The following is a 23,544-nucleotide window of genomic DNA, read 5'->3' as shown; positions in this document are numbered from 1 at the left end:
TGACATGAAACTCTCCGAATGGGGGCGGGTGCGGGCCCGCATCTCCGTCACGGGTGCGGGCTCGGGTCCATGCTAGAAGGGTCCCGCACGAAACGCCCGCCGCACCGCGGGCGCGGAGCGGGGACCGCCGGTCCGCGAGGCAACCAGGGGTGCGCGCATGAGCACATATCGCTTCGAGGCCCTGCTGAAGCCCCGCGCCATCGCGGTGGTCGGCCTGACGGAGACCGGCGCGGCCCTGGGCGAGGCCGCCCTCGCCAACCTCGTCCGCGCGCGGCCGAACGCCGAAATCTACGCCGTCAATCCGCAGACCCATGCGTTTTCGGACGGCATCAACTGCGTCGCAGGCATGGACGATCTGCCCCAAAACCTCGACCTCGTGGTGATCACCGCGCCGCCGGCGGACCTCGTCGCCTGGGTCGGGGCGGCCGGGCGCCGGGGGGCGGCCGCCGCCCTCATCCTCACGCCCGACGTGCCGCCCGGCCTGTGCGAGGCCGTGCGGGCCGAAGCGCGGGGCCACGGCCTGCGCCTCCTCGGCCCCGGCAGCGTCGGCCTCGCCGTGCCCCGTGAAAACCTCGACGCCAGCCTGCTGGCGCAGGCCCCGAAGGCCGGCGACCTCGCCCTGGTCTCGCAATCCGGCACCGTAGCGGCCGGCATCGTCGCCTGGGCGGCCCGGCGCGAGGTCGGGTTCTCGGCGGTGCTGTCGCTGGGCATGGCCTGCGACATCGACATCGCCGACGGCCTCGACCATTTCGCCGCCGATCTCCACACCCGCGCGATCCTGCTGTCGCTGGACAGCATCCCCGACGCGCGAAAGTTCATGTCGGCCGCCCGCGCGGCGGCCCGCGCCAAGCCCGTGGTGGTCCTGCGGGCCGGGCGCCACCGGGCGCCGGCGCGGGCGAGCGTCACCCATACGGGGGCGCTGGCCCGGCCCGACGCCGTCTACGAGGCCGCGTTCCGCCGGGCCGGCCTGCTCAGCGTCGACAGCCTCGATGCCATGTTCGCCGCCGTGGAGACCCTCGGGCGCCAGCGCCCGTTCCCCGGCCACCGCCTCGCCATCCTCGGCAACGGCCGCGGCATCGCGGCGCTCGCCGCCGACCGCCTCGCCGACCGGGGCGGGACCCTGGCCGCCGGCAACCCCGTCGAGCTCGGCATCGCCGCCGGACCCGAGGCTTACGCCGCCGCCCTCGAGCCCCTGCTCACCGCCCCCGGCCACGACGCCGTGCTGGCGATCCACGTCCCCACCGCCCGCTCGGGCAGCGCTGCCACGGCCAAAGCCCTGGCCGGGACCGTGGCGCGGGTCCGCAAGAGCAGTGAAGGTCAGGGCGGCCAGCGCAAGAAGCCGATCTTCGTGGCGCAGATCGGCGACGACCCGGAGGCGGCCGCGGTGCTGGCGGCGGCCAACATCCCGGGCTTCGCCACGGAGGCCGACGCCATCGACGGCTTCCTCAACCTCGTGCGCTACCGCGAGGCCCAGGACGACCTCATGCGCACGCCGGATTCCCTGCCGCGCGAGTTCTCCCCCGACGTCGCCGCCGCCCGCGCCATCGTCGACCGCGCGGTGCAGGCCGGCCAGACCTGGCTCGACCCCGTCGACGTCGCGGCCCTGCTCGCCGCCTACCGCATCGCCAGCGTGCCCCTGACCCTCGCCCCCGACGCGGACGGCGCCGCCACCGCCGCCTGGGAGATCATCGCGCAGGGCGGCACGGTGGCCCTCAAGGTGGTCTCGCCCGACATCGTCCACAAATCCGACGTCGGCGGGGTGCGGCTCGATCTCACGAGCGAGGCCGACGTGCGGGCCGCCGCCGCCGACATCCTGGTCCGCGCCCGCCGCCTCCGGCCCGAGGCCCGCATCACCGGCTTCGCCGTCCAGCCGATGATCCGGCGCGGCCAGCAGCGCGAACTCATCGCGGGGCTCGCCGAGGACCCGACCTTCGGCCCCGTTGTGGTGTTCGGCCGCGGCGGCACCGCCGTCGAGGTCATCGACGACCGGGCGCTCGCCCTGCCGCCCCTGGATCTCCGCCTCGCCTCCGAGCTCATCGACCGCACCCGCGTCGCCCGGCGCCTCGCCGCCTACCGCGACGTGCCGGCGGTGGACCGCCACGCCGTCGCCCTGGTGCTGGTGAAGCTCGCCCAGCTCGCCGCCGATTGCCCGGAGGTGCGCGAACTCGACATCAACCCTTTGCTTGCCGACGCCGCCGGCGCCCTGGCCCTCGACGCCCGCGTCATGGTTGCCCCGGCGCCGCCCGGCCGGGGCGCCGCCCACCCGCGCTTCGCCATCCGGCCCTATCCGGTGGAGTGGGAGCGCCACCTCACCCTCCGGGGCGAGGCGATCCACGTCCGCCCCGTCCGCCCCGAGGACGAGGCCCTGTTCCTCACCTTCTTCCAGTCCGTGAGCGCCGAGGACCTGCGCCTGCGCTTCTTCGCCCCCGTGCGCGACTTCAACCACGCCTTCCTGGCCCGCCTGACCCAGCTCGACTACGCCCGCGCCATCGCCTTCGTGGCCATCGACGCCGCCGGCACCATGCTGGGCGCCGTCCGCCTCCACGCCGACGCCAACCACGACAGCGGCGAATACGCCATCCTCATCCGCGGCGACCGCAAGGGCACCGGTTTGGGCCACGCGCTGATGAGTTTGATGATCGATTGGGCGAAAGCCGAGGGGATTTCGCGGGTGGAGGGGACGGTGCTGCGGGAGAACCGGCCGATGCTGGCGGTTTGCAAGCAGCTCGGCTTCACCACCCGGCCGGATTTGGAGGATGGGGGGGTGGTGAAGGTCGAGTTAGATTTAACTACCTTGTAATCGACTGAAATCTGACCGTTGCTAAGAAGATCGAACGCTTGAAGAAAATTTCTCAAAGGTTTCTTTTTGTAGATGTTTTATAGAAGATACTACTCCTACAAAATTCGGCACAGTCTTCGAGACGCTTTCGTTTGATATTCTATTTCTCGAAAAAGCTAGATCAAGCTGATTCGAAATAGATAGAATCATATCTATGATTGGCTGCCATAATTTTTCAGCCGCCGCGGGACTTACGTTTTTGTTAAACTGAAGATCAGACTTGTTTGGAATTGGTTTCGAAAGAATTGTTTCCATGCACTGAGAGATTGCATGTACCAGCAAATATGCCGATCCCTTCTTCGTCAGAAATCCTAGAATGTTCTGGTCCACCGTGGTCACAGAACTAGGCTCATTTTTCATTCTATGAGAAAGCGCGTTCTTTCTCTCGTTAAGCGCACTTAATAGAGAATAGCAGAAAACTATATGGCGCGCTGTCGTACGATCGGTAAAAATCTGCCGGTAATTCTTTTCATTAGTCCATAACTCTGATTTTTTGTCATAAGCGGTAACAGGATCTCCATGGAATGCAGCGAGTGATTGTCCAACAGTGTAGGATGGCAAAGTAAATTTACTTCTTTTAATCGCGTCACTTGCTCCTCCCCTTCTGCCTCCTTCGTATTCGGCGTCCGGAACAGAATCAAACTCTAGTCGAAGTCTTTCCTGTATCTGGTCAGTGCTTCGGAAGTCAGCTGCTTGCAGTTTGTTTTGGGAGTTATTGAATCTTACGATGCTGGAAACAAGCGATTCTTTGGATGCTTGCACAAACCGGATTGGGACAAGTAAATCTGGCGAAGGTCTTTCCCCAATGTTGGCAATAGATCCAGTCGTTTGAGCCCCATTTACGATAGATATCCCCGTAATCTTGAGAATTCTACCCTTTTTTGTGCGTTTTCCGAGCTCGTAATCAAGAACAAGCGCAGTAATGCCATTGTTATAAACATAAAAGTTTTTAGGCTGTTCCTGGCACGTGCCTTTTATTCCGTTGTTAATATTTGAGTCGCTCTCTCGAGATCCTAAATAACCACGAAGGTTTGCCGAGAATAGGTCGGTTTTATATTTATGATATAGATCGTACAGCCAGTCTCCTCTGACCGTTGTTACAACGGATTTCCAGTCTTCCTCTTTTACTTCGACAGCGTCTGAAATAGTGGTTGATATCTCATCGGTGACAATGACTGCCCGTTCCGCCTGAGCATACAAGCGGTCTAAACGCGCATCGCAGATCTCTTCTGCAAAAATATTTATATCAGCGCCTTGAGGAAAGTTATTCAGCGCTGCTCGAGCGGTATTTTCGACAGCTTTCAGCTCCTTCTTTACATTTTCTGAACAAGGAAGATTATGAACATACCAGATATAGAACTGCCTTATATCACCAGATGTTATTGCGGACCGCAGCTCATCCGCTCGGCCCTTTAATGAATCAGGAAGTTCTTTGAGTTCTGACGATAAAAGCCATGTGAGTGCCGTATTCAGATCAGAGGCCTTATTGGCAGGAGCCGCTGGTTTTTGATTTTGAGAAATATAGCACTGTGCTATTACAGCAATTTGGCGCTCTTTATCGACGTAAACTACGTCGCATTTCTTGTCGTCGCCGCCGCCAGTAATGGACTCGCTAACTATCGTTTGAATATCATCTAAATCAAACCGTAAGTTGATGGCAAAAACCCCTATCGCATCATTTGTAAGCGTAAAATTATTTTTCATTACATTGAATGCGTTGAGCCATCCCGAAGTAATATTATGAGCCATTAAAATTTATCTCCCTATAAACTAATGTTACTGCGTAGCGAGCACAGTGTTCTGCGGTTTTTGTAGCCTTATGCGATTTCCTGATACACCAATTCGGAGGGCATCAGTCAAGTTAACAACTTAAAGTTTTTAGGGCTGGGGAGCGCATGGTTCGATGCGTTGGATAGGAAGGTGGAGCGTCGGCGACCTTGCCAAGCTCCTGATCAAAAAATCATTGCAAATCATTTCGAGGCCTAGGGCGAGATTTGCCAAATCCCCAACAAGCGCGTACAAACAAAAAACCAGTCCAAACCCCGAGAGTTCAGCGCTTCGATCCGGAGACGGATCGGGGTGTTCAAATCTCGTCCGTTGGACAGGTCGGGAGGTGGCCGCGCACGATCGCGTGGACCTCTGACATATAAGCCCGCAAGGGCGAAGGAATACGATGGCTGTCGGTACTGTTAAGTGGTTCAACGAGCAAAAGGGTTTTGGGTTCATCCAGCCGGATGACGGCGGCAACGACGTGTTCGTGCACATCTCGGCCGTCGAGCGCGCCGGCATGCGCGGCCTCGCCGAAGGCCAGAAGGTTTCCTACGAGATGGAAACCGACAAGCGCAGCGGCAAGCAGTCCGCCGGCAATCTCCAGACCGCCTGAACCACTTCAGGCCTGACGGTGGCCTCGGGCGACTTTTCGGAGTCTCCTGAACGGCACCACCGGCCTGACGTCTCAAAGGGCCGCTCCCCGTTCGGGGAGCGGCTTCTTACGTTCTGACTCGATGTCTTTTGCCGGCGGAATGCTCGTCCCTTCGGACCGAGCCGGCGCAAATCCAGGATCGTGTGTGAGCCAATTCAACGAAAACTCCATGACCGACCGCCTCAAGGCGGCCAACGAAGCCCGTCAGGCGGCCCTCGCCCGATTCCGGGACCGCCCCCCCGCCGATGATCCCGCCGTCCTCGCCCGCAAGGCCGAGCGCGAGCAGATCGTCCGCGAACGCGAGATCCGGACCCGCGCCCGCGACGAAGCCCGCGCCGCCGCCGAAGCCCAGCGGGTCGCCGAGGCCGACGCCGAGCGCGAGCGCCTCGCCGCCGAGGCCATCCGGGCCGCCGAGGAGAAGATCGAGCAGGCCGCCGCCGCCCGTCTCGAGCAGAAGGCCCAGCGCGATGCCCGTTACGCGGCGCGCAAGGCCAAGGCCCGCAAGTAGCCGCGGCGCATCCGGGGTCCGCGCCGCGCGCCGCCCGTTCCATGCATGGGACGGACCGGCGCACGCCGCACCCCGCGGACCGGTCCACGGTCCCACGCACGGCGCGCTGTCGCGCCGCTCAAGACAGGAGACTCCCATGTCCCACAAGTTCAAGCTCGGCCAGCGCGTGCGCCGCGCCCGCCTCGGCTACGCCGATGCCAAGACCGACACGGGGGACGTGTTCGAGATCGTCCGCCTCGTCCCCGAGGACCAGACCGGCGAGCCGTTCTACCGCATCAAGTCCGGCACCGGCGAGCGCGCCGTCCGGGAGGGCGAGATCACCCTAGCGGGTTGATTTCTTTCGGGTTTTTCGTCTCCGGCCTATCCTAAAGACGCCTACAGAACGCCCTCGCGAATCGCCCCCGGATCGGCGAGCGCGTGCAGCAGCCGGGCCGCGTTGTGGGCGAAGCGCAGGGTCACGGCCTTGCGGCGCGCCCCGTTGAGCACGTGCTCGGCCGGGTCCCGCAGGATCGCGGCCCCGAACGCGTCGGCGACGATGAGGCCCGCATCGTCCGGCGTCAGGGTCGTCGACAAGGTGTCGGGAATCGCGAAGTAGAACCGGTCGCAGTAATCGCGGTAATCCGGCCATTTCCGGTCGGCCCGGAAGTCCGCCACGCTCGACTTGATCTCGATGATCGTCAGGCGACCGGCCGGACACAGGGCGATGACGTCGGCCCGCCGGCCGTTGGCCAGGGAAAACTCCGGAATCGTCACGTGGCCGAGCTCCGAATACAGCCGGCGCACGCCCCGTTGCACGTGAAGCGCGGTGGGGGATTGACGCCGGTCGACGGGAAGAATCGCGTGAGCGAGGGCTGCGGACATGGGTGTTCCGAATCGGGACGGACCCCCTAGAAATCAGGCCCCGCCCCGCTTGTCACCTGCGACCCCGCCGCGCGGTCGAGACTAGCCTTTGAAATAATTGAACAATCCGGCGCCGGGCGCCAGCATCACGAACGCCCAGACGACGGCCGAGAGCACGTTCGCGACCTGGAACGGCAGGCGCCTGACCCCGAAGATGCCGGCGATCAGCGGCACCACCGCCCGCGCCGGCCCGAAGAACCGCCCGATGGCGACCCCGCCGGCCCCCCATTTCAGGCAGAACGCCTCGCCCCTCGCCACCATGGCCGGGTAGCGCGTCAGCGGCCACATGCGCTTGGCCCCCTCCTTGTAATAATTGCCGAATTCGTAGGAAATCCAATCGCCTAGGGCCGCCCCCAGGGCCGCCGCCAGCATCACCGGCACGAACGGAATCCCCACCGTCCCCATGAGCGCGCCGATGCCGAGGAGCAGCACGGTGGCGGGCACCAGCAGGGACAGGAAGGCCAGGGACTCGCAGAACGCCAGCACCCCGACGATGAGCGGCGTCCAGGCCTGATGCGCCTCGACGAAGGCGAGGGTCGAGGTCTTGAGGGCGGCGAAGTCCATGGAGGGTCCGGGCGTGCGAGTTCGCGAAAAACGAGATAAGGGAAGGCTTTAACCCGGAGGACCGGCCCGCTTGAACATCCTGTCGATCCAGTCCCACGTCGCCTACGGCCACGTCGGTAACGCATCCGCGGTGTTTCCGATGCAGCGCCTCGGCGTCGAGGTCTGGGCCATCCACACCGTGCAGTTCTCCAACCACACCGGCTACGGCGCCTGGCGCGGCCGGGTCTTCGACGGCCCGGCCATCGAGGACCTCGTGGCGGGAATCGCCGAGCGCGGTGTCCTCCACACCTGCGACGGCGTGCTGTCGGGCTACATGGGTTCAGCCGATATCGGTACCAGTATCGTGCACGCCGTCGCCGCCGTCCGCGCCGCCAACCCCCGCGCCCTCTACGCCTGCGATCCGGTAATGGGCGACACCAACCGGGGCATCTACGTCCGCCCCGGAATCCCGGAATTCATGCGCGATCAAGCCCTTAGGCTCGCCGACATCGCCACGCCGAACCAGTTCGAGCTCGATCACCTCTCGGGCCTGCCGTCGCGCACGCTGGACGAGGCCAAGGCGGCGGTGGCGGCGCTCCACGCCCTCGGGCCCCGCGTCGTCCTCGTCACCTCCCTTGCCACCGAGGCGACACCGCCGGGCGCCATCGACCTCCTGGCCGGGGAGGGCGGCCAGTTCTGGCTCCTGCGCACGCCGCGCCTCGCCCTCGACGTCAACGGGGCCGGGGACGCCATCGCGGCCCTGTTCCTCGTGCACTACGCCCGCACCGGCTCGGCGGCCCTGGCCCTCGGCATGGCCGGCGCCTCGATCTACGGCCTCCTGCGCCGCACGGCCGAAGCCGGCTCCCGCGAGATCCTCACGGTGGCGGCGCAGGACGAGTTCGTCGCCCCGAGCGAGACCTTTCCGGTCGAGCCGGTCTAGGGGGCAAGTCCATGGGAGATTTACGAAAAATGGCTCGCCGCTTCGCCACCCTCGACGTGTTCACCGACACGATCCTGGCCGGCAATCCCCTGGCCGTGGTCCTCGACTGCGAAGGCCTCGACGGCGCGGCGATGCAGGCCATCGCCGGCGAGTTCAACCTGTCCGAGACGGTGTTCGTGCTGCCCCCCGACGACCCGCGCCACCGGGCGCGCCTGCGCATCTTCACTCCACGCGCCGAATTGCCGTTCGCCGGGCACCCCACCCTCGGCGCCGCCATCCTGCTCGCCCTGCGGGACGCGCGCGCCGGCCTGACGGACGCCGTGGCGTTCGGCCTCGAGGCGGGGATCGGCACCCTGTCCTGCGTGGTCGAGCCCGGCGACGGAAGGGGGCAGGCGCGCTTCCGCATGCCGGTCCTGCCCGAGTTTTCGGGCGATGGCCCCGCGCCGGAGGCGCTGGCCGGCGCCCTCGGCCTCGCGCCCGGCGCCATCGGGTTCGGCCGCCACGTGCCGAGCCGGCACAGCCTCGGTCCGCGCTTCCTGTTCGTGCCCGTGGCGTCGCCCGAGGCCCTGGCGGACGCCGCCCTCGATCCGGCGGCGTTCGCGGGCCTCGGCGAGCCGGCGGCCCTCTACCTCTACACCCCCGACCCGGACGGCGCCCGGCATTTCCACGCCCGGATGTTCGCGCCCCATCTCGGCGTGCCGGAGGACCCGGCCACCGGCTCGGCCGCGGCGGCGTTCGCCGGCGTGATGATGCAGTTCGAGCCCCTGGGGGACGGCACCCACGATCTCGTCCTGCACCAGGGCGCCGCCATGGGCCGCCCCAGCGAGATCCGGGTGCAACTCGGCATCGCGGCCGGCACGCTCCGCGCCATCGAGATCGGCGGCGCGGCGGTCCTCGTCAGCGAAGGACGCCTGCATGTCTGACGGCCCGAACCCCGACGGCCTCACCCTCACGCGCCTCCATCGCCTCGACGCCCGCCTCGTCACCCACGACTGGGCCTGGGCGCGGGACAACGCGGCGCGGATCGCGGCGCATTGGGAGCGGCGGGTCGCGGAGAAGCCGGCCCTGTTCGACGGCCGCGTCCTCCTCGCCCGCGCCTGCCGGGTGGCGGACGGGGCCTGCACCGTCGCGCTGTTCGAGACCCGGTTCTCGGCGTTCCTGACCTTCCGGGACAGCGGCTCGCCCGACCCGTCCGTCACCAACGCCTTCGCCGCCGTGGTGCCGTGGTCCCGTGACGGCGCCGCCATCCTCGGCGTGATGGGCCGCGACACCGCCAATGCCGACCAGATCTACTTCCCCTGCGGCACGCCCGACGGCTCGGACGTGCGCCCGGGCGGGCGCGTCGACCTCGTCGGCAGCGCCACCCGCGAACTCCTGGAGGAGACCGGCCTCGCCCTCCCGACCGATGCGGCCGACGGGTGGGTGCTCGTCAGCGGCGCCGGCCAGCACGCGTTCCTGCGGCCCGTGGCGTTCCCCGAGGACGCCGCCGCCCTCGTCGCCCGGATGACGCGGCACCGGGCGGCCGAGGCCGAACCGGAGCTCGCCGGCTTCTTCGCGGTCCGCTCGCCCGCGGATTTCCGGCCCGAGCGCATGCCGGGCTTCGTGCGCGCCTACCTTCGCCAGGCCTTTCGCGATCAGGCCGGCGCGCGCCGCGGCTACGGGTAGCCGTAGCGCGCCTTGGCCGCCGCGAGCAGGCCGAGGGCCTCGCGCTCCTGGCCCGCCCGGCAGGCCTCGGCCGCCCGGCGCAGGTCGCCGCTGAAGCGCTCGCCCACGGGGGCGTTGAGGTTGCCGGTGGCGACATCGCTGTCCACCACGGCCTGGGTCCGGGCGATGGTCGGGCCGCAGCCGCTGCCCGTCGGCGGGACCGGGGCGACCGCAGCGGCCGGGGCGGCCGCAACGATCGCGGGCGCCGACGGGCCGGGCTTGCAGGCGCCGACGAGGCTGACGGCCAGGAGGGCAGCGAGCCCGAGGCTCAGGCGTTGCGGTGACACCACGTTTGTCCTCGACAATGGCATAGCTTGAACGATGCCGGGTTTTGCTCCCGGGGGCGCAGCCGGTCAACCGTGGGACCGCCGCCCGCGCGGGGGATTTTCGCCACGGCGGGGGTCCCCGGCCCCCCGTGAGCCGGTGGCCTCAGGGGAACGTGGCCTCGTACAGCGCCTCGCTGTCGGCCAGCAGGCCCGTGATCTGGGCCAGGATCGCCGCGTGGGTCGCCTGCATCTCCCGAAACGCCCGGTTGGTCTCCTCCTGAAGTTCGCCATTCCGGCGAAGCGCCGCGTGCTCCGACGGATCGTCGAGGGCACCGCCGAGAACCTGGCTCGCCTCCCGCAGGGCCAGGAGCCTGACCCTGCGCTCGGTCTCCTCGAGGGCGGCCATCTGCCGGGTGAAATGGGTTCTCAGGTCCAGGAGACTCGACACGTTGTCCTGGATCGCGCGGCGGACCTGCGCGACGGCATGCGGTCCGATCGCGTCGTTGGCCGGTGTCATGGCGCCTCGGGTCGTTGCTCGGCCGCCGGAGCGGGATGCCAGAATGACGTCCTGGATGTAAATTTCGCGTAAATGGCGATTTGTTCTACCGGATGTCTGTCGCGGCCGACTTCGCGGATGCGGCGCTCCGGCTGCGAAGAACCGCGCGCGCCGACACCTTCACGGGCGTCCCGGGGGGCCGCGCGACCTGGAGGTCGCGCGGCCGGTGGTGCGACGGCGGCCGTCCTACTTGGTCTTGTCCGCGATGGCCTTCAGGCCGGACTCGTAGATGCCCCCGATGGCATCCGTCGCGACGGCGTCCGGCGCGCCCTTGGCCTTGAAGCTGCCCGTCCAGGTCAGCGTCGAGCCGGTGCCCTTGGGGGCGACCATGAGGGTCGAGCTGTAATCGCTCACGGGCAGGGGCCCGGAGACGATGGCGTAGGTGTAACTCATCTTGGCGTCGTCGCGGGCGGTCTGCGACTCGACGATGGTGCCGCCGCCCTTCAGGCTCAGGGTCCGCAGGGGCTTGCCGCCATCCATGGACGGGACGCATTTCTCGATGGCCGGGTGCCATTGGCCGATGCCGCAGAAGTCGCCGATGGTCGACCAGACCTTGGCGGGTGCAGCCGAAACGTCGATGGTCTTGGTCACGTCGAGGGCGAAGCCCGGGGCGGTACCGGCAAGAAGGGCGAGGGCGGGCAGGGCGAGACCGCGCAGAATCGAACGGGGCATGGGGACGTTTCCTCTTGTTTTCTTCTTGTGCGGGGGACGGATGAGATCATCGCGCATCACCGGAGCACGAAGCGGAAGCTAGGCCGGCGGATGGGCAAGGCAATGGTCGTGCGGCCTATCCTTCGACGCCGGATGTCCGAACCCCGTCCTATGGCGATCACGGGGACGCGATGAGGTCGCCATGCCGCCCGGCCCGCGCCGGACGGATACTTGTCAATCGTGGTGTCGGGGGGTAGGAAACCCGCATCCGCAACCGGCCGGCCTTCGAACCGCCTTGCCGTTGCCCCTTGCCGTTGCCCTTCGGGAGAGCGAGCCTTGGCCAGCGCCGGCTCCAGGACCAGCCGTACCGCCGCCGCCTTCGCGGCCGCGCGGTCCTGCGCGCTCCCCGCCACGCTGCTCCGCCTTATCCGCCCCTGAGGGCCGTCCGGGCGCGCGCCTGGGCTCTCAGGGGGCGCCGTTTCGATCACGCCGGGCTCCGCCCTCGGGCCGGAGCCGTTCTTCCAGGCGTCGCGTCCCCATGGACGGGACCGCGCGCCACGACAGGATCACCCCCATGACCGCCGAGATCACCCCGACGCCGAAAGACCGCGTCCTCATCTTCGACACCACCCTGCGCGACGGCGAGCAATGCCCCGGCGCCACCATGACCCTGGACGAGAAGCTGGCGGTGGCCGACCTCCTCGACACCATGGGCGTCGACATCATCGAGGCCGGCTTCCCCATCGCCTCCAATGGTGATTTCGAGGCCGTCGCCGAGATCGCCCGGCGGGCCAAGCGCGCCACCGTGGCGGGCCTCGCCCGCGCCATCCCCGCCGACATCGCCCGCGCCGGCGAGGCCGTGCGGCACGCCCGGCGCGGACGCATTCACACCTTCGTCTCGACCTCGCCGATCCACCTCGCCCACCAGATGCGCAAATCCCAGGACGAGGTGATCGAGATCATCCTGAAGACCGTGGCCCAGGCCCGCGACCTCGTCGAGGACGTGGAATGGTCGGCCATGGACGCGACCCGCACGCCCATCGACTACCTGTGCCGCTGCGTCGAGGCGGCGATCCGATCGGGCGCCACCACCATCAATCTGCCGGACACCGTGGGCTACGCCACGCCTGACGAGTACCGCGCCATGTTCCGTGCCGTGCGCGAGCGCGTGCCGAATTCCGACCGGGCGATCTTCTCGGTGCATTGCCACGACGACCTCGGCCTCGCCATCGCCAACTCCCTGGCCGGCATCGAGGGCGGCGCCCGGCAGGTCGAGTGCACCGTCAACGGCATCGGCGAGCGCGCCGGCAACGCGGCCCTGGAAGAGATCGTCATGGCGATCCGCACCCGCGGCGACGTGATGCCCTACGAGACCGGCATCGAGACCACGATGCTGACGCGGGCCTCCAAGCTCGTCTCCCACGCGACGAACTTCCCCGTGCAGTACAACAAGGCCATCGTCGGCCGGAACGCCTTCGCGCACGAGAGCGGCATCCATCAGGACGGGATGCTGAAGCACACCGAGACCTACGAGATCATGACGCCGGCCTCGGTCGGCGTCGCCAAGACCTCGCTCGTCATGGGCAAGCACTCCGGCCGCGCCGCGTTCCGCGCCAAGCTGGAGGAGCTCGGCATCACGTTGAGCGACAACCGGCTGCAGGACACGTTCGAGCGATTCAAGGCCCTCGCCGACCGCAAGAAGCACGTCTACGACGAGGATATCGAGGCCCTCGTCGACGAGAACCTCGCCACGGCCCATGACCGCATCCGCCTCGTCTCGCTCTCGGTGATCGCCGGCACCCACGGGCCGCAGCGCGCCACCATGAAGCTCGCCATCGACGACCGGGTGATCACCGAGGAAGCCGAGGGCAACGGCCCCGTTGATGCGGTGTTCAACGCGATCCAGGCCCTGGTGCCCCATGCGGCCGAGCTCGAACTCTACAAGGTCGATGCCGTCACCGAAGGCACGGACGCCCAGGCCGAGGTCTCCGTGCGCCTCAAGAGCGGCGAGCGCAGCGTCACGGCGCGGGGCGCCGATCCCGACACCCTCGTGGCCTCGGCCCGCGCCTATCTCTCGGCCCTCAACAAGCTCGAAGCCACGGCCGTGCGCCTGCACGCCCAGTCCCCGGCCCAGGTTTAGCCGGGTCGAGAAAATCGCCCCCCGGGGGTGGACACCCCCGGGGGGCTTTGCTATCAGCCACCTCGTCGCGGCGGACTTGGTGGGCCGCAGCGACCGCCGCAAGGCGAGGGTGCATAGCTCAGTTGGTAGAGCAGCTGACTCTTAATCAGCGGGTCCAAGGTTCGAACCCTTGTGCACCCACCAAATACTTCAGATGCCGGATCGAGATCGCGCGGTCCATATCAGTACCGCGTCGTTGGTTCATGGCGACGAACGGTCCAGCCATCTCCCTGTATACCAACCTTTCAGCTCGCTGCTACCGCATCGCGCAAGCCCATCCGGTGGGCCGAGGCGACGCGCACGGTCGCGGAGCCATGGGACATCATCGAGCGCGCCTTCAGGCGCTTCGCATCGCTCGAAGGCCGCAACTCCGGCGTCTCTGTGGGCTGAGATGGCGCCGATCCAACGCGATGGGACCTTGGCCCCAGCCGACGGATAGCGGGGCCAGGACGAGAAGGTGCGGCCCACCAAACGCGATGGACCGCAAAGCCACTTAGTGGCTCGCCGATTCACCGCGTAGGGTGAGATCGAGGTAGCGCTGCGTCGTGGGCGCCACGAGATCGGCCACGGCCTTGGCCATGCCCTCCTCCTCGCGCAGGGACATGGTGAAGGCGGCCTTGTGGGCCGTTTGGCCGGCGGCCTCGCCGAGGGTGAGCAGCGACGTGTAGGCTGCGATCTCGAAGTTCTCGAAGGCCTGGTTCGCGAAGGCGTTCTTCAGGATCTCGTCCTGAGCGGGGACGTGGGCGATCGCCATCATGTTGCCGACGAACCCCAAGAACCCTTCCTTCAGGGCAGAGGGGCTTTCCGAGAGGGAGGCCAGGGCCTCTTCGAGACGGTCGCGCTGGCCATGGGTCTCCCGGATGTGGCGGCGCAGGGCGGCCTCCATGTCCGGGTAGTTCTCGAGGCGCTTGACCTGACGTTCCATGATCTGGAGCGCCTGCAACTCGAGGGCGTGCGTGTTCTTCAGGGCGGTGACGTAGATCGTTCGGGCATCGAGGGTCATCGGGCGGTCCTTCCTGAAAGATCCGGCTCCACCGAGGACGGCCATGGGCGACCAGATCCAAGGTGATCAGTCTTGCGATCAACCCGGATGATCGAAACCCGTTGCGCCGTGAGTCGGAGCTGCGGCTTCATCTCCCCTTTCACGATGTCCCCCCACGGCGCGATGCCGTGCCGACGGATATCCCGAAGCGCACCCGTGCGCAGGATTTGCGGCGTGCCGGTGGGAATCGGCGGGCGCGTCTTGTCGCCGTGCCTCACGGGCCGGAAACGACAAAAAGGCCGGCCCCTGTTCGGAGGCCGGCCTTTTTTGTTTCCCTCCGGCCTTGCACCGCTAAGCGGTGAGGGCCGGATGGCGCGTCGTCGGCGCGGGCGGGGCGTCCCTCAGTACTTGCGCAGGATCGGCTCCGGCATGGGCGCGGGGGCTTCGCCGAAGGTGTAGCGGATGCCGCCGTAGATCGAGAGCGGCTGGGCGAGGGTGGTGGTGCGCACGTCGTTGACCGGGTAGCGATTGGCGACGAGGCCCGGCTCGAAGAAGGTGCCGAACGTGGTGTAGCGGTTGTTCGTCAGGTTGGTGACGTAGCCGAACAGTTCGAGGTTCCGGTTGACCCGGTAGCTCGTGTTCAGGTTGAGCACGTAATAGGCGGGCAGCTTGCGGTTCAGGTTGGATTCGTCGCCGCGATAGTAGGCGGACGAGAAGGCCTGCATGGCCATGCCGACGCGCCAGCGCGGCAGCACCTCGACGTCGAAGCCGACCTTGAACTGGTGGTCGGGGATCAGCGGGACCTTGTTGCCCGGCACCACGTTGATGGCGCCGTCGTCGGCGAACGGGTTGTTCGGCGAGGACAGGGTGCCGTTGAACCGGAACGTGGCATCGATCAGGGCGTAGTTCGCGTAGACCGTCAGCCAGTCGGAGGCGTATTCGAGGCCGACCTCGACGCCCTGGCGACGGGTCGCCGGCACGTTGACGAAGTAGCCGCGCGCGGCGTTGCCGGGGGTGGCGAGCGACAGGATGTCGTTGGTCAGGTCGGTGCGGAAGGCGCCGACCTTATAGTTGACGAGGCCGCCATCGTAGAAGTTCGGCAGGGCACCGCGAAAGCCGACCTCGTAGGTCTGGCCCTCGACCTGCTTGAGCGGCGGATCGGCCACCAGGGAGTTCGGCAGCAGGCAGGGGCGGAGCGGATTGGCGCAGGCGAGTTCGAGGGGGGTCGGCGCGCGGTTCGACTCGGAGTAGCCGCCGTAGAGGTTGAGGCCCGGGGCGAAGCGGTAGGTCAGGCCGGCGACCGGGTTGATCTTGTTGAAGTAGTGGGTGCCCGTCACGTCGGGGGAGAAGCCGGTCTGGTCCTGGCTCGAGATGCGGGCGAAGTTGAGCCGCGCGCCGGCGGTCAGCGACAGGGCGTCGGTGAGGTCGATGGTGTCGGTGGCGTAGAGGCCCATGTAGAGGTTGGAGCCCGTGACCGAGCTCGGCGCGATGCCCAAGGCCGCGGCCGTGCGCAGGAAGTCGGTGCCGAGGCCCGGCACGGTGCCGTAGGCGGGCGTCATCGGGTTCGTCGTCACCGACAGGTCGGGATTGATCACGCCGAGGGTGCTCGACGACTTGTAGCCGTAATCCGCGACGTCGATGGAGCCGCCGACCACGAAGCTGTTGTTGAAGCCGAACACCCGGTCGCGGTTGGCCGCCTGGAGCGTGCCGCCGTAGCCCGTCGCCTCGGTCTTGGTGACGTCGAGGGTGCCGTAGGGCACGCCCGCGGTGAAGGGAATGCCGTTCGGGGCGCCCCGGCCCAGCATCAGGAACTGGTTGCGGAAGGCGAGCTGCGACTGGCCGGCGGCGGGGCTGAAGCCGTCATCCTCGTAGCAGAGGCGGCCGCGGAAGCTCGAACGCGTGCTGCAGTTCTCGAAATCGCTGTCGTTGCCGTCGATGTAGCTCTGGCTGAAGCGGCGGAAGTAGGCGTTGCCGGAAATGTCCCAGGTCGGGGAGAGATCGACGCGGCCGGTGAGCTGGATGGTGCCGACTTCGGTGGTGGTGGTCTGCGGGTAGGTGAAGATCGCCCGCGGCTCCACGTGGGTGAAGTCCGTCGGCGTCGCGGCGGCGGCGCCGAAATAGGTCCGCGCCATCTGTCCGATGAGGTGGAATTCCGAATCCTGCGTCCGGTAGCCGACATCGCCGTAGACGCGGCCGATGGTGCTGGGGCTCTCGTAGCGCCAGCCCCGGTCGTTGAGGCCGTCACCCGCGAAGTAGATGCTCCAGGGGCCGATCATCTTGCCGTGCTGGAGGGAGCCGGCGATGCGGCCGTCCGACCCGCCGAGGGCGGTGATCTCGGTGCCCTGCCAGTTGAAGCCGTTCTTCATCTGGATGTTGATGGCGCCGCCCAGCGCGTTGAGGCCGAAGACCGGGTTGCCGGTCACCACGTCGATGCGGTTGATGGCCACCTGCGGGATCAGGTCGAGGTTGACCGTGTCGCCGAAGGCCTCGTTGATGCGCACGCCGTTCTGGTAGACGGCGAGGCCCTGCGGCACGCCCGTCACCGGCGAGGCCTGGAAGCCGCGGTAGTTGATGTCGACGCGGTTGTTGTTGCCCTGGCTGTCGGAGAGGTTGAGGCCGGGCACGCGCCGGGCCAGGGTCTCGACGGCGTTGAAGGTCGCCCGGTCGAAGTTGAGGTCGGCGGCCGTGACCGTCTCGACGGTGCTGGGGATCTTGTTGAGGGGCAGCGCACCGCCGCGCAGGCGCGCGGTGTCCGGAACCTGCAGGGCCGTTCCACCCGGAGCCTGGAGCACCGGTACGCTGGGGGCGCCATTCCCGGCAGCGACGCCGACCGGGGTGGTTGCAACAACGCTGATCTCGCTCAAGGAAACCGTGCTTTGTGCCTGAACAACGCACGGTAGCAAAGCTACTGAAGCAAAGAGGCTGTACCGCAGCGCACGCATCGTTCTTCCCCGACCCAAAACCATGTTCGCACCCGCCATCTTCGGGCGGCGTGTGCAGCTTTCATGGCGGAAGGGGCGCGGACAGGGCAATACCGTCACGCTCAACCTGACAGCTTCAGCAGGCTCTAAACTGCTGAATGACTGGGCGCGTGATGTTCATGTCACATCGTTTCCTTATCCCGCAGAATAGTCGCTGGACAAGTAGCAATAGGTATCGGGATAATTCGGCAATCGTTCGGTCCGTGACCGCGCGGTGGATGCGGTGGACCCAACATCGCGGCAATCGGGCGCCTCACCGGGGTCACCGGAAGACCCGGGCGAACGGTTGCTTCGGAGGAGTTGAAAAACGCGAGTCCCGGGGCGCGATCCGCACCAGGCTAGTACCGGGACGAGGGTCTGCAATAAAGTAAATGTCTCGATTTCAGGGCCGGAAACTCTGTGTTCGGCGTGTGAAACGTCCGATGGACTGTCTTTTGCGCGGAAATGTCTTCGGCGAGGATCGGGTGATTCCCGGGACGAGTCCCGACCGGTTCGGGGAGGACGATAGCCCGGTGGCGGGGGCGACAGCCCCCGAACACCGGCGCCCGCCGGGCTCACGCCACGGCGGGCCCGTCGTCGAACGGTTCGCGGTCCGGCTCAGCAGCTGAGCCGCCGGCCCTCGCGACGGCCGAACTTCTGATAATGGGCGAGGGCCGAGGTCAGCTGCCCGTTGCGAAGGGCCTGGCGAACGTCGGGGTTGCACCGGACATAGGCGCTCTCGTCGAAGCCGCCGTAGCCCGAATCCCGTCCCCGGGAGCCCCGGCCCCGGTCGTCGTCGTCGCGTCCCCGGCGCCCGTAATCGCGGTCACCATAGCCGGACTCACGTCCGCCGTAACCGGAATCGCGCCCGCCATAACCCCCGCCATAACCGGAGTCACGCCCGCCATACGACTGGGCCGAGGCCACGCCGACCGCACCGATCAGGCTCAGGCCAACGGCCGCTACTGCCAAAACAGACTTCATCGCGCCTTATCTCCCTCATCACATCGATCAACGGTCCGACATCGATATCAGTTCGATTGTGAATGCCGCCTGCATCTTCGCCGGCGCCCACTCGACACCGAAGATGCCGGAGCCCCGCCTGGGCGGCGGAGAAGGCGATGGCGCCCCGGACCGGATGAGCCTGGGGACACGACCTCGTCGAAGGCCGCGCCGAGGCCGGAGGCGGCGCGGGAGTTCGGACCGGTCCTCCGGTGTCCCGGCGACGGTTTTGTGCCTACGTGGGGGTTTGCCGCGAGGTCCGCGCCCGGGATCGTGCGGGCCTCAGGCGCCGGCTTCCTCGCGGCCGATGCGGCTGTGGCGGCGGCTCCAGCTGAAATAGATCACGAAGCCGATGGCGAGCCAGACCAGCAGGCGCAGCCAGGTCTCGCCGTCGAGGGATACCATCATGGCGAAGCAGCTGACGATGCCGAGGATCGGCACGAGGGGCACCAGGGGCGTGCGGTAGTCGCGCCGCGCGTCGGGCTGGGTCCGGCGCAGGATGATGACGCCGGCGCAGACGAGCATGAACGCCAGCAGGGTGCCGATGCTGGTCATGTGGCCGAGCTGGGAGATCGGCAGGAAGCCGCCGAGCGAACTCGTGAACACCATGAAGAACAGGTTCGAGCGGTAGGGCGTCTTCCAGGTCGGGTGGATCTTGGAGAAGAAGCCCGGCAGCAGCCGGTCCTGGCTCATGGAGTAGAACACCCGGCTCTGGCCGAGCAGCAGCACCAGGATCACCGTGGAGAAGCCCGCGATGACGCCCAGGGTCACCAGGCTGCGCAGCCACGGGAACGGCGTCTGCGCGATGGCGGTGTTCACGGGGGCCGCGTCGCCCTTCATCTGCGCATAGGGAACGAGGCCGGTGAGCACGCCCGCGAACAGGATGTAGATCACCGTGCAGATGGCGAGGGAGCCGAGGATGCCGATCATCATGTTGCGCTGGGGGTTCTTCGCCTCCTGCGCCGCCGTCGAGACGGCGTCGAACCCCACATAGGCGAAGAACACCACGCCGGCGCCGCGCATGATCCCGCTCCAGCCGTACTCGCCGAAGGTGCCGGTGTTCTCGGGGATGAACGGCACGTAGTTCTGCGCCTTGATGTAGAACAGGCCGACGCCGACCACGACGGCCACCACGGCGAGCTTGATCAGAACCACGACGGCGTTGACCCGGGCGGATTCGCGGATGCCGATCATCAGCAGCGCCGAGGCGGCCACGATGATGAGGATCGCCGGCAGGTTGACGAGGCCGTGCGCCGTCACGCCATCGACGGTGTAGGTCTCGAACGGCGAGTGGACCAGGCTCGGGGGCAGATTGATCCCGAGGGTGTCGCGCAGGAAGCGGGTGACGTAGCTCGACCAGCTCACCGACACGGTGGCGGCGCCGACGGCGTATTCGAGGACGAGGTCCCAGCCGATGATCCAGGCGACGAGTTCGCCCATGGTGGCGTAGGCGTAGGTGTAGGCCGAGCCGGCCACGGGGATCATGCCGGCGAGCTCGCTGTAGCACATGCCGGCGAACGCGCAGGCGATGGAGGCGATGGCGAAGGAGATCACCACGGCCGGGCCCGCATGCTCGGCCGCCGCGATGCCGGTGAGGGAGAACAGGCCGGCCCCGATCACCGCGCCGATGCCCAGCGCGATGAGGCTCCAGGGGCCGAGGGTGCGGGCGAGCTTGTGCTCACCGCCCTCCGCGTCGGAGTTCAGGCGCTCCAGGGACTTCGTCCGGATGAGGTCGTCCGCCAAACCGCCGGCCATGCATCGTCTCGCTGTTGGACATTCGTGGGAAGCTGGCGACGTTACCGCAAATTCCCCGGCACACCAGCGGGTTGCGGGGGCTCATTCCGCCTGCCGAACCGGACTCTTCCCGCCCGCCGAACCGAACGCTCAGTCCCGGCGCGCCCGGGCGGCGGCGAGCGATCCGTCGGCCAGGTCCGCCAGGATCGCGGTCGCGGCGCGGGTGATGGCCGGGCCCGCGGCCCGCGGCGTGCCGGCCTCGAAGGGGGGCGCCGGCGCGTATTCCGCCACGAGCTGGCTCGTGCGGGCATGGTTGGGACCCCGCAGGCGGGCGGCCAGGGCCAGGGCGAAGTCGAGGCCGGCGGAGACGCCCGCCGCCGTGCCGCGGTTGCGGTCGAACACCACGCGGGCGTCCACGGGGATGGCGCCGAGGAGGGGAAGGACGCTGTCGCGGACGCACCAGTGCGAGGTCGCCCGGTAGCCCGTGAGCAGGCCGGCTGCCCCGAGGATCAGCGAGCCCGTGCACACGCTCGTCACCCAGGCCGCGCGTTCGGCCCGGTCGCGCAGGAAGGCGAGGAGGCGCGCGTCCCGCATTTGGCCGGGGGTACCGTCGCCGCCGGGCACGAACAGGACGTCGAGGTCGCGCGGGCAGCTCGTGAAATCCGCCGTGGCGACGATGGCGAGGCCGGTATCGCTCGCCACCGGGCCGAGGCGCTCGGCGACGAGGTGGATCTGCGGGCCGGCGAGGCCGGCCAGGAGCGTCTGCGGGCCGACCACGTCGAGGGCGGTCATGCCCGGAAACAGCAGCATGGCGATCCGCACGGGCGGGGGCGACCCGTCCCGCCCCGCGGCCGTTCGGCCCGTCGCTGCGAGGCCCGCAGCGGCGAGGCCACCGGCGGCCAGTCCCGCCAGGTCGCGGCGGTTCGGGCCGGCCGCGTCCGCCGGCCCATGCGCGGGGCCGGCAGGACGATCCATCGGTCCGGGCGGACTTGGGATCAGGCGAGTTGGGATCAGGCGGACTTGAGATGGGCGGCGAGATGCTTGTTCATCTCGAACATCGTGCACTTGTCCTTGCCGAAGACCTTCTTGAGCTTGTCGTCGGCCAGGATCTCGCGCTTGTTCTCGGGGTTCTGCAGCTCGTGCTTCTTGATGTATTCCCAGACCTTGCTCACCACCTCGCCGCGCGGCAGGGAAGCCTCGCCGACGACGGCGGCCAACTCCGGCGAGGGCTTCAGCGGCTGCTGCAGGGCGTTGGGCTTGGCCCCTTCCGCCTTGGGGGCGGCGACCTTCTTACCCTTGGCGGGCTTCTCGGCCGCGGCGTCGGTGCTCTTGTCGGCGCTCTTGGCCCCGTCCTTGGCCGGGCTCTTGGTCGTGGTCTTTGCCATGGGTTTCCTCCGAAGGTTCGGCTGCGAGCGCCGGTACGCCCACGGCACGAGGCCTCGGAGCGCATAGCTGCAACAACTAAGCGGTGCCGCGACCGTTCCAAGGGAAAACCGCCCTGTGCTTGGACGCCGTCCACAGGGAGCGCGGGCTATGAACAGGATTCGATGCCCACCGGGGGGTGCAGTGCGGTGCCGTGGCGTCTGAGACCTTGGTCGGTCCGCCCTCTGTACTTGGGCGGCGCGGCCCCGGCCTTCGGGTCGGTCGGACCATGGGGGAAAGCGCGGGCAACGCGGGCAAGCCGCTGATCCGGAACGGTTATCTCCGCCGCTCCCGCCTCCGCGACGGGCCGGGCGGCGGCGTGTCGGTCCGGGGCGACCACCGGCGCGGCCCGCGCGGCGCACCGGCCGGCCCGGTCGCGGCGCACGCACGGGCCGTCCCGTTGTCCCCAGGGACGGCCGCCGCAAAAATATTCGCCGCAACGCGCTTTTCGTTCCGGGGCGCCCCCGGCAACGAAGCGTTAAGCCATCGCGGGGAGGGTCGTCCCATGATCCTGTCCGCCTTCGCCCTCGCCCTCGCCGCGGCCGTCACCCTCATCGGGGGGCTCGGCGCCATGATCGCCGCCGAACCGGGCCTCGAGCCGGACGTGCCGCGCAGCGCCGGCTACGTCTGACCAGCGGTCTCGGGGGAACCAGGGCGGGGCGCTCGCGCGTTTTTCGCGTTCAACATCCCACCGTGGAGCGAGCCGATGCCGACAGACCTGCCCAGCGACCACACGCCCGGCGCTCGCACGCCCGGCGATCACTTGCCCAGCGAGCGCCCCATCCGGCCCGCCGGGTCCCTGGAACTCGATCCCGCGGCGGAGGGCGTGGCCATCGACGAGACGCCGCGCCTCATCGCCTCCGACCGGGTCGAGGGCACGGCGGTCTACGATGCCGAGGGCCAGCACCTCGGCACGGTGCACAATTTCATGGTGGACAAGGTCTCGGGGCAGGTGGCCTACGCCGTCCTGTCGTTCGGCGGGTTCCTCGGCCTCGGCGAGAGCTACCATCCCCTGCCGTGGCGGTCCCTGCGCTACAGCGTCGAGCTCGGCGGCTACGTCGTGCACATCGACAAGGACACCCTGGCGCGTGCGCCGACCCACGGGGCCGGGGACGATCCCTTCGGCGATCCGGCCTTCGGCGGCCGCCTCGACGACTATTACGGCGGGCGCCGCCGCGTGGCCGCCTGAGCGGCCCGCGGCGGCGCGGACTTCGGTGGTCCCTAGAACTTGCCGCCGACCCCGACGCCGCCCGAGCCCAGGCTCGGGGTCATGCCGCCGCCGGAGCTCGAACGGCCCTCCGAGCTGCCTTCGAGGTCCTCCCGGCGGATGCGCCGCTCCTCGGACGCGGCCGCCCGGGTGGTCCCGCCGGCCGAGCGCGGCAGGTCGAGGCGCCGGGTCGGCGTCGTCTGGATCGTGTTGCCGTCGGCATCGACCCCCGCCGAACGCGGGCCCGCCGCGTTCGGCACGGCGCCGCGCATGGACGGCGGCGGTCCGACATCGCTTTCCGGCATGACGCCGGCGCCGCCGCCGAGGGCCTGGCAGCCGCCGAGGGCGGCGGCGAGCAGCACCGTGGCGCTGGCTTTCCGGAAGAGGGGCATCGGTGCAAGTCCTCGAACGATCGGGCCCCGCGGGGCGGGGATACTTAGGGTTTCGCCTCTCTACGCTGCGGATTTGGCGAAAACCAGACGGGGTGGATCGATCATCCCGGACGGGCAAGGCACTCTAGGACGGGGAACGTACTCTTGATGAGGAAGGCGCCGGGCCGGCCGATTGCGAAGCGCGAGCCGGAGTGGCAGACGGTCGGGCGGGGGCGTGCCGGTGCACGGCGCCGGCCTGGTTCTTGCCCCCGGACCTAGCTCTTCAGTCTCGCCCTTCGCGGGCTCCGGGGCACCGCGCCACGGGTCCCGCCTCCACAACTTCGCCTTGGTCGTTGCG

General features: G+C 67.9%; 23 protein-coding genes and 1 tRNA gene. 11 read left to right on the top strand and 13 right to left on the bottom strand.

All coding sequences use genetic code 11. The features are described from left to right. The first annotated feature begins 157 nt into the window (after positions 1-157). Positions 158-2,800 carry a bifunctional acetate--CoA ligase family protein/GNAT family N-acetyltransferase gene (locus FV218_RS16510; protein WP_147710779.1) on the top strand — a complete coding sequence of 881 codons (2,643 nt, stop codon included), beginning with the start codon at positions 158-160 and terminating at the stop codon, positions 2,798-2,800. A 21-nt stretch (positions 2,801-2,821) separates the two neighbouring features. On the opposite strand, the gene FV218_RS16505 is transcribed toward FV218_RS16510, so the two are convergent. Beyond that, entirely contained in the window at positions 2,822-4,588 is a 1,767-nt protein-coding gene (locus FV218_RS16505; protein ID WP_147710778.1) for an AIPR family protein, read from the bottom strand. Between the two features lie 424 nt (positions 4,589-5,012). Here FV218_RS16505 and FV218_RS16500 point away from each other — a divergent pair, with 424 nt between their 5' ends. The 3 genes from FV218_RS16500 to FV218_RS16490 all read left to right on the top strand — a co-directional run bounded on the left by FV218_RS16500 (position 5,013) and on the right by FV218_RS16490 (position 6,103). Then, positions 5,013-5,222 (top strand): cold-shock protein, encoded by a 210-nt coding sequence (locus FV218_RS16500; RefSeq protein ID WP_056088410.1) that lies wholly within the window; start codon positions 5,013-5,015, stop codon positions 5,220-5,222. Positions 5,223-5,406: 184 nt separating this feature from the next. Beyond that, complete coding sequence (locus FV218_RS16495) at positions 5,407-5,769, top strand: DUF6481 family protein (protein ID WP_274533109.1); 363 nt, start codon at positions 5,407-5,409, stop codon at positions 5,767-5,769. Positions 5,770-5,905: 136 nt separating this feature from the next. Next, entirely contained in the window at positions 5,906-6,103 is a 198-nt protein-coding gene (locus tag FV218_RS16490) for a hypothetical protein (protein WP_056088405.1), read from the top strand. A gap of 41 nt (positions 6,104-6,144) precedes the next feature. Here FV218_RS16490 and FV218_RS16485 read toward each other — a convergent pair whose 3' ends face one another. Beyond that, on the bottom strand, positions 6,145-6,630 hold the full coding sequence (locus FV218_RS16485) for an MmcB family DNA repair protein (protein ID WP_147710777.1): 486 nt from the start codon (positions 6,628-6,630) through the stop codon (positions 6,145-6,147). 81 nt (positions 6,631-6,711) lie between these two features. Then, a complete protein-coding gene (locus FV218_RS16480; RefSeq protein ID WP_147710776.1) occupies positions 6,712-7,233 on the bottom strand; it encodes a DedA family protein in 522 nt (173 codons plus the stop codon). Positions 7,234-7,303: 70 nt separating this feature from the next. Here FV218_RS16480 and pdxY point away from each other — a divergent pair, with 70 nt between their 5' ends. The 3 genes from pdxY to FV218_RS16465 are packed head-to-tail and all read left to right on the top strand — an operon-like array spanning position 7,304 to position 9,817. Beyond that, positions 7,304-8,152 (top strand): pyridoxal kinase PdxY, encoded by an 849-nt coding sequence (gene pdxY, locus FV218_RS16475; RefSeq protein ID WP_147710775.1) that lies wholly within the window; start codon positions 7,304-7,306, stop codon positions 8,150-8,152. 29 nt (positions 8,153-8,181) lie between these two features. Further along, positions 8,182-9,075: a PhzF family phenazine biosynthesis protein gene (locus FV218_RS16470; RefSeq protein WP_147710774.1), complete on the top strand. Its 894-nt coding sequence runs from the start codon at positions 8,182-8,184 to the stop codon at positions 9,073-9,075. Next, positions 9,068-9,817 carry an NUDIX hydrolase gene (locus tag FV218_RS16465; RefSeq protein WP_147710773.1) on the top strand — a complete coding sequence of 250 codons (750 nt, stop codon included), beginning with the start codon at positions 9,068-9,070 and terminating at the stop codon, positions 9,815-9,817. The genes FV218_RS16470 and FV218_RS16465 overlap by 8 nt, the downstream gene beginning before the upstream one ends. Here the strand turns inward: FV218_RS16465 and FV218_RS16460 are convergent. The 3 genes from FV218_RS16460 to FV218_RS16450 form a co-directional block, all read right to left on the bottom strand. Further along, positions 9,808-10,167, bottom strand: coding sequence for a hypothetical protein (locus tag FV218_RS16460; RefSeq protein WP_147710772.1), 360 nt, complete (start codon positions 10,165-10,167; stop codon positions 9,808-9,810). The genes FV218_RS16465 and FV218_RS16460 overlap by 10 nt on opposite strands. Before the next feature lie 118 nt (positions 10,168-10,285). After that, complete coding sequence (locus FV218_RS16455; RefSeq protein ID WP_056088384.1) at positions 10,286-10,639, bottom strand: hypothetical protein; 354 nt, start codon at positions 10,637-10,639, stop codon at positions 10,286-10,288. A 225-nt stretch (positions 10,640-10,864) separates the two neighbouring features. After that, positions 10,865-11,350 (bottom strand): SRPBCC family protein, encoded by a 486-nt coding sequence (locus FV218_RS16450; protein WP_056088382.1) that lies wholly within the window; start codon positions 11,348-11,350, stop codon positions 10,865-10,867. Between the two features lie 553 nt (positions 11,351-11,903). On the opposite strand from FV218_RS16450, the gene FV218_RS16445 reads away from it, so the two are divergent. Beyond that, on the top strand, positions 11,904-13,469 hold the full coding sequence (locus FV218_RS16445) for a 2-isopropylmalate synthase (protein WP_056088380.1): 1,566 nt from the start codon (positions 11,904-11,906) through the stop codon (positions 13,467-13,469). Positions 13,470-13,576: 107 nt separating this feature from the next. Further along, positions 13,577-13,652, top strand: a tRNA-Lys gene (locus FV218_RS16440). A 349-nt stretch (positions 13,653-14,001) separates the two neighbouring features. Here FV218_RS16440 and FV218_RS16435 read toward each other — a convergent pair. The 6 genes from FV218_RS16435 to FV218_RS16410 form a co-directional block, all read right to left on the bottom strand. Beyond that, positions 14,002-14,511, bottom strand: coding sequence for a ferritin-like domain-containing protein (locus tag FV218_RS16435; protein ID WP_147710771.1), 510 nt, complete (start codon positions 14,509-14,511; stop codon positions 14,002-14,004). Positions 14,512-14,891: 380 nt separating this feature from the next. Next, positions 14,892-17,432 carry a TonB-dependent receptor gene (locus FV218_RS16430; RefSeq protein ID WP_056088375.1) on the bottom strand — a complete coding sequence of 847 codons (2,541 nt, stop codon included), beginning with the start codon at positions 17,430-17,432 and terminating at the stop codon, positions 14,892-14,894. Positions 17,433-18,068: 636 nt separating this feature from the next. Then, entirely contained in the window at positions 18,069-18,434 is a 366-nt protein-coding gene (locus FV218_RS16425; RefSeq protein WP_056088371.1) for a hypothetical protein, read from the bottom strand. Positions 18,435-18,734: 300 nt separating this feature from the next. Next, positions 18,735-20,207, bottom strand: a complete 1,473-nt coding sequence (locus FV218_RS16420) for an amino acid permease (protein ID WP_056088370.1) — start codon at positions 20,205-20,207, stop codon at positions 18,735-18,737. 129 nt (positions 20,208-20,336) lie between these two features. Next, a complete protein-coding gene (locus FV218_RS16415; RefSeq protein WP_246685148.1) occupies positions 20,337-21,161 on the bottom strand; it encodes a DJ-1/PfpI family protein in 825 nt (274 codons plus the stop codon). A gap of 35 nt (positions 21,162-21,196) precedes the next feature. Beyond that, positions 21,197-21,571 (bottom strand): SWIB/MDM2 domain-containing protein, encoded by a 375-nt coding sequence (locus FV218_RS16410; RefSeq protein ID WP_056088367.1) that lies wholly within the window; start codon positions 21,569-21,571, stop codon positions 21,197-21,199. Between the two features lie 542 nt (positions 21,572-22,113). On the opposite strand from FV218_RS16410, the gene FV218_RS23460 reads away from it, so the two are divergent. Both FV218_RS23460 and FV218_RS16405 read left to right on the top strand, forming a co-directional pair. After that, complete coding sequence (locus FV218_RS23460; protein ID WP_274533108.1) at positions 22,114-22,239, top strand: hypothetical protein; 126 nt, start codon at positions 22,114-22,116, stop codon at positions 22,237-22,239. A gap of 75 nt (positions 22,240-22,314) precedes the next feature. Continuing rightward, positions 22,315-22,797: a PRC-barrel domain-containing protein gene (locus tag FV218_RS16405; protein ID WP_147710770.1), complete on the top strand. Its 483-nt coding sequence runs from the start codon at positions 22,315-22,317 to the stop codon at positions 22,795-22,797. A gap of 32 nt (positions 22,798-22,829) precedes the next feature. On the opposite strand, the gene FV218_RS16400 is transcribed toward FV218_RS16405, so the two are convergent. Continuing rightward, positions 22,830-23,207 (bottom strand): hypothetical protein, encoded by a 378-nt coding sequence (locus FV218_RS16400; RefSeq protein WP_056088360.1) that lies wholly within the window; start codon positions 23,205-23,207, stop codon positions 22,830-22,832. Positions 23,208-23,544: the final 337 nt, after the last annotated feature.

The organism is Methylobacterium sp. WL69, from assembly GCF_008039485.1.
Taxonomy (GTDB): Bacteria; Pseudomonadota; Alphaproteobacteria; order Rhizobiales; family Beijerinckiaceae; genus Methylobacterium.
The sequence above is the reverse complement of the archived record's forward strand: the minus strand, read 5'-3'. Positions and strand labels throughout refer to the sequence as shown.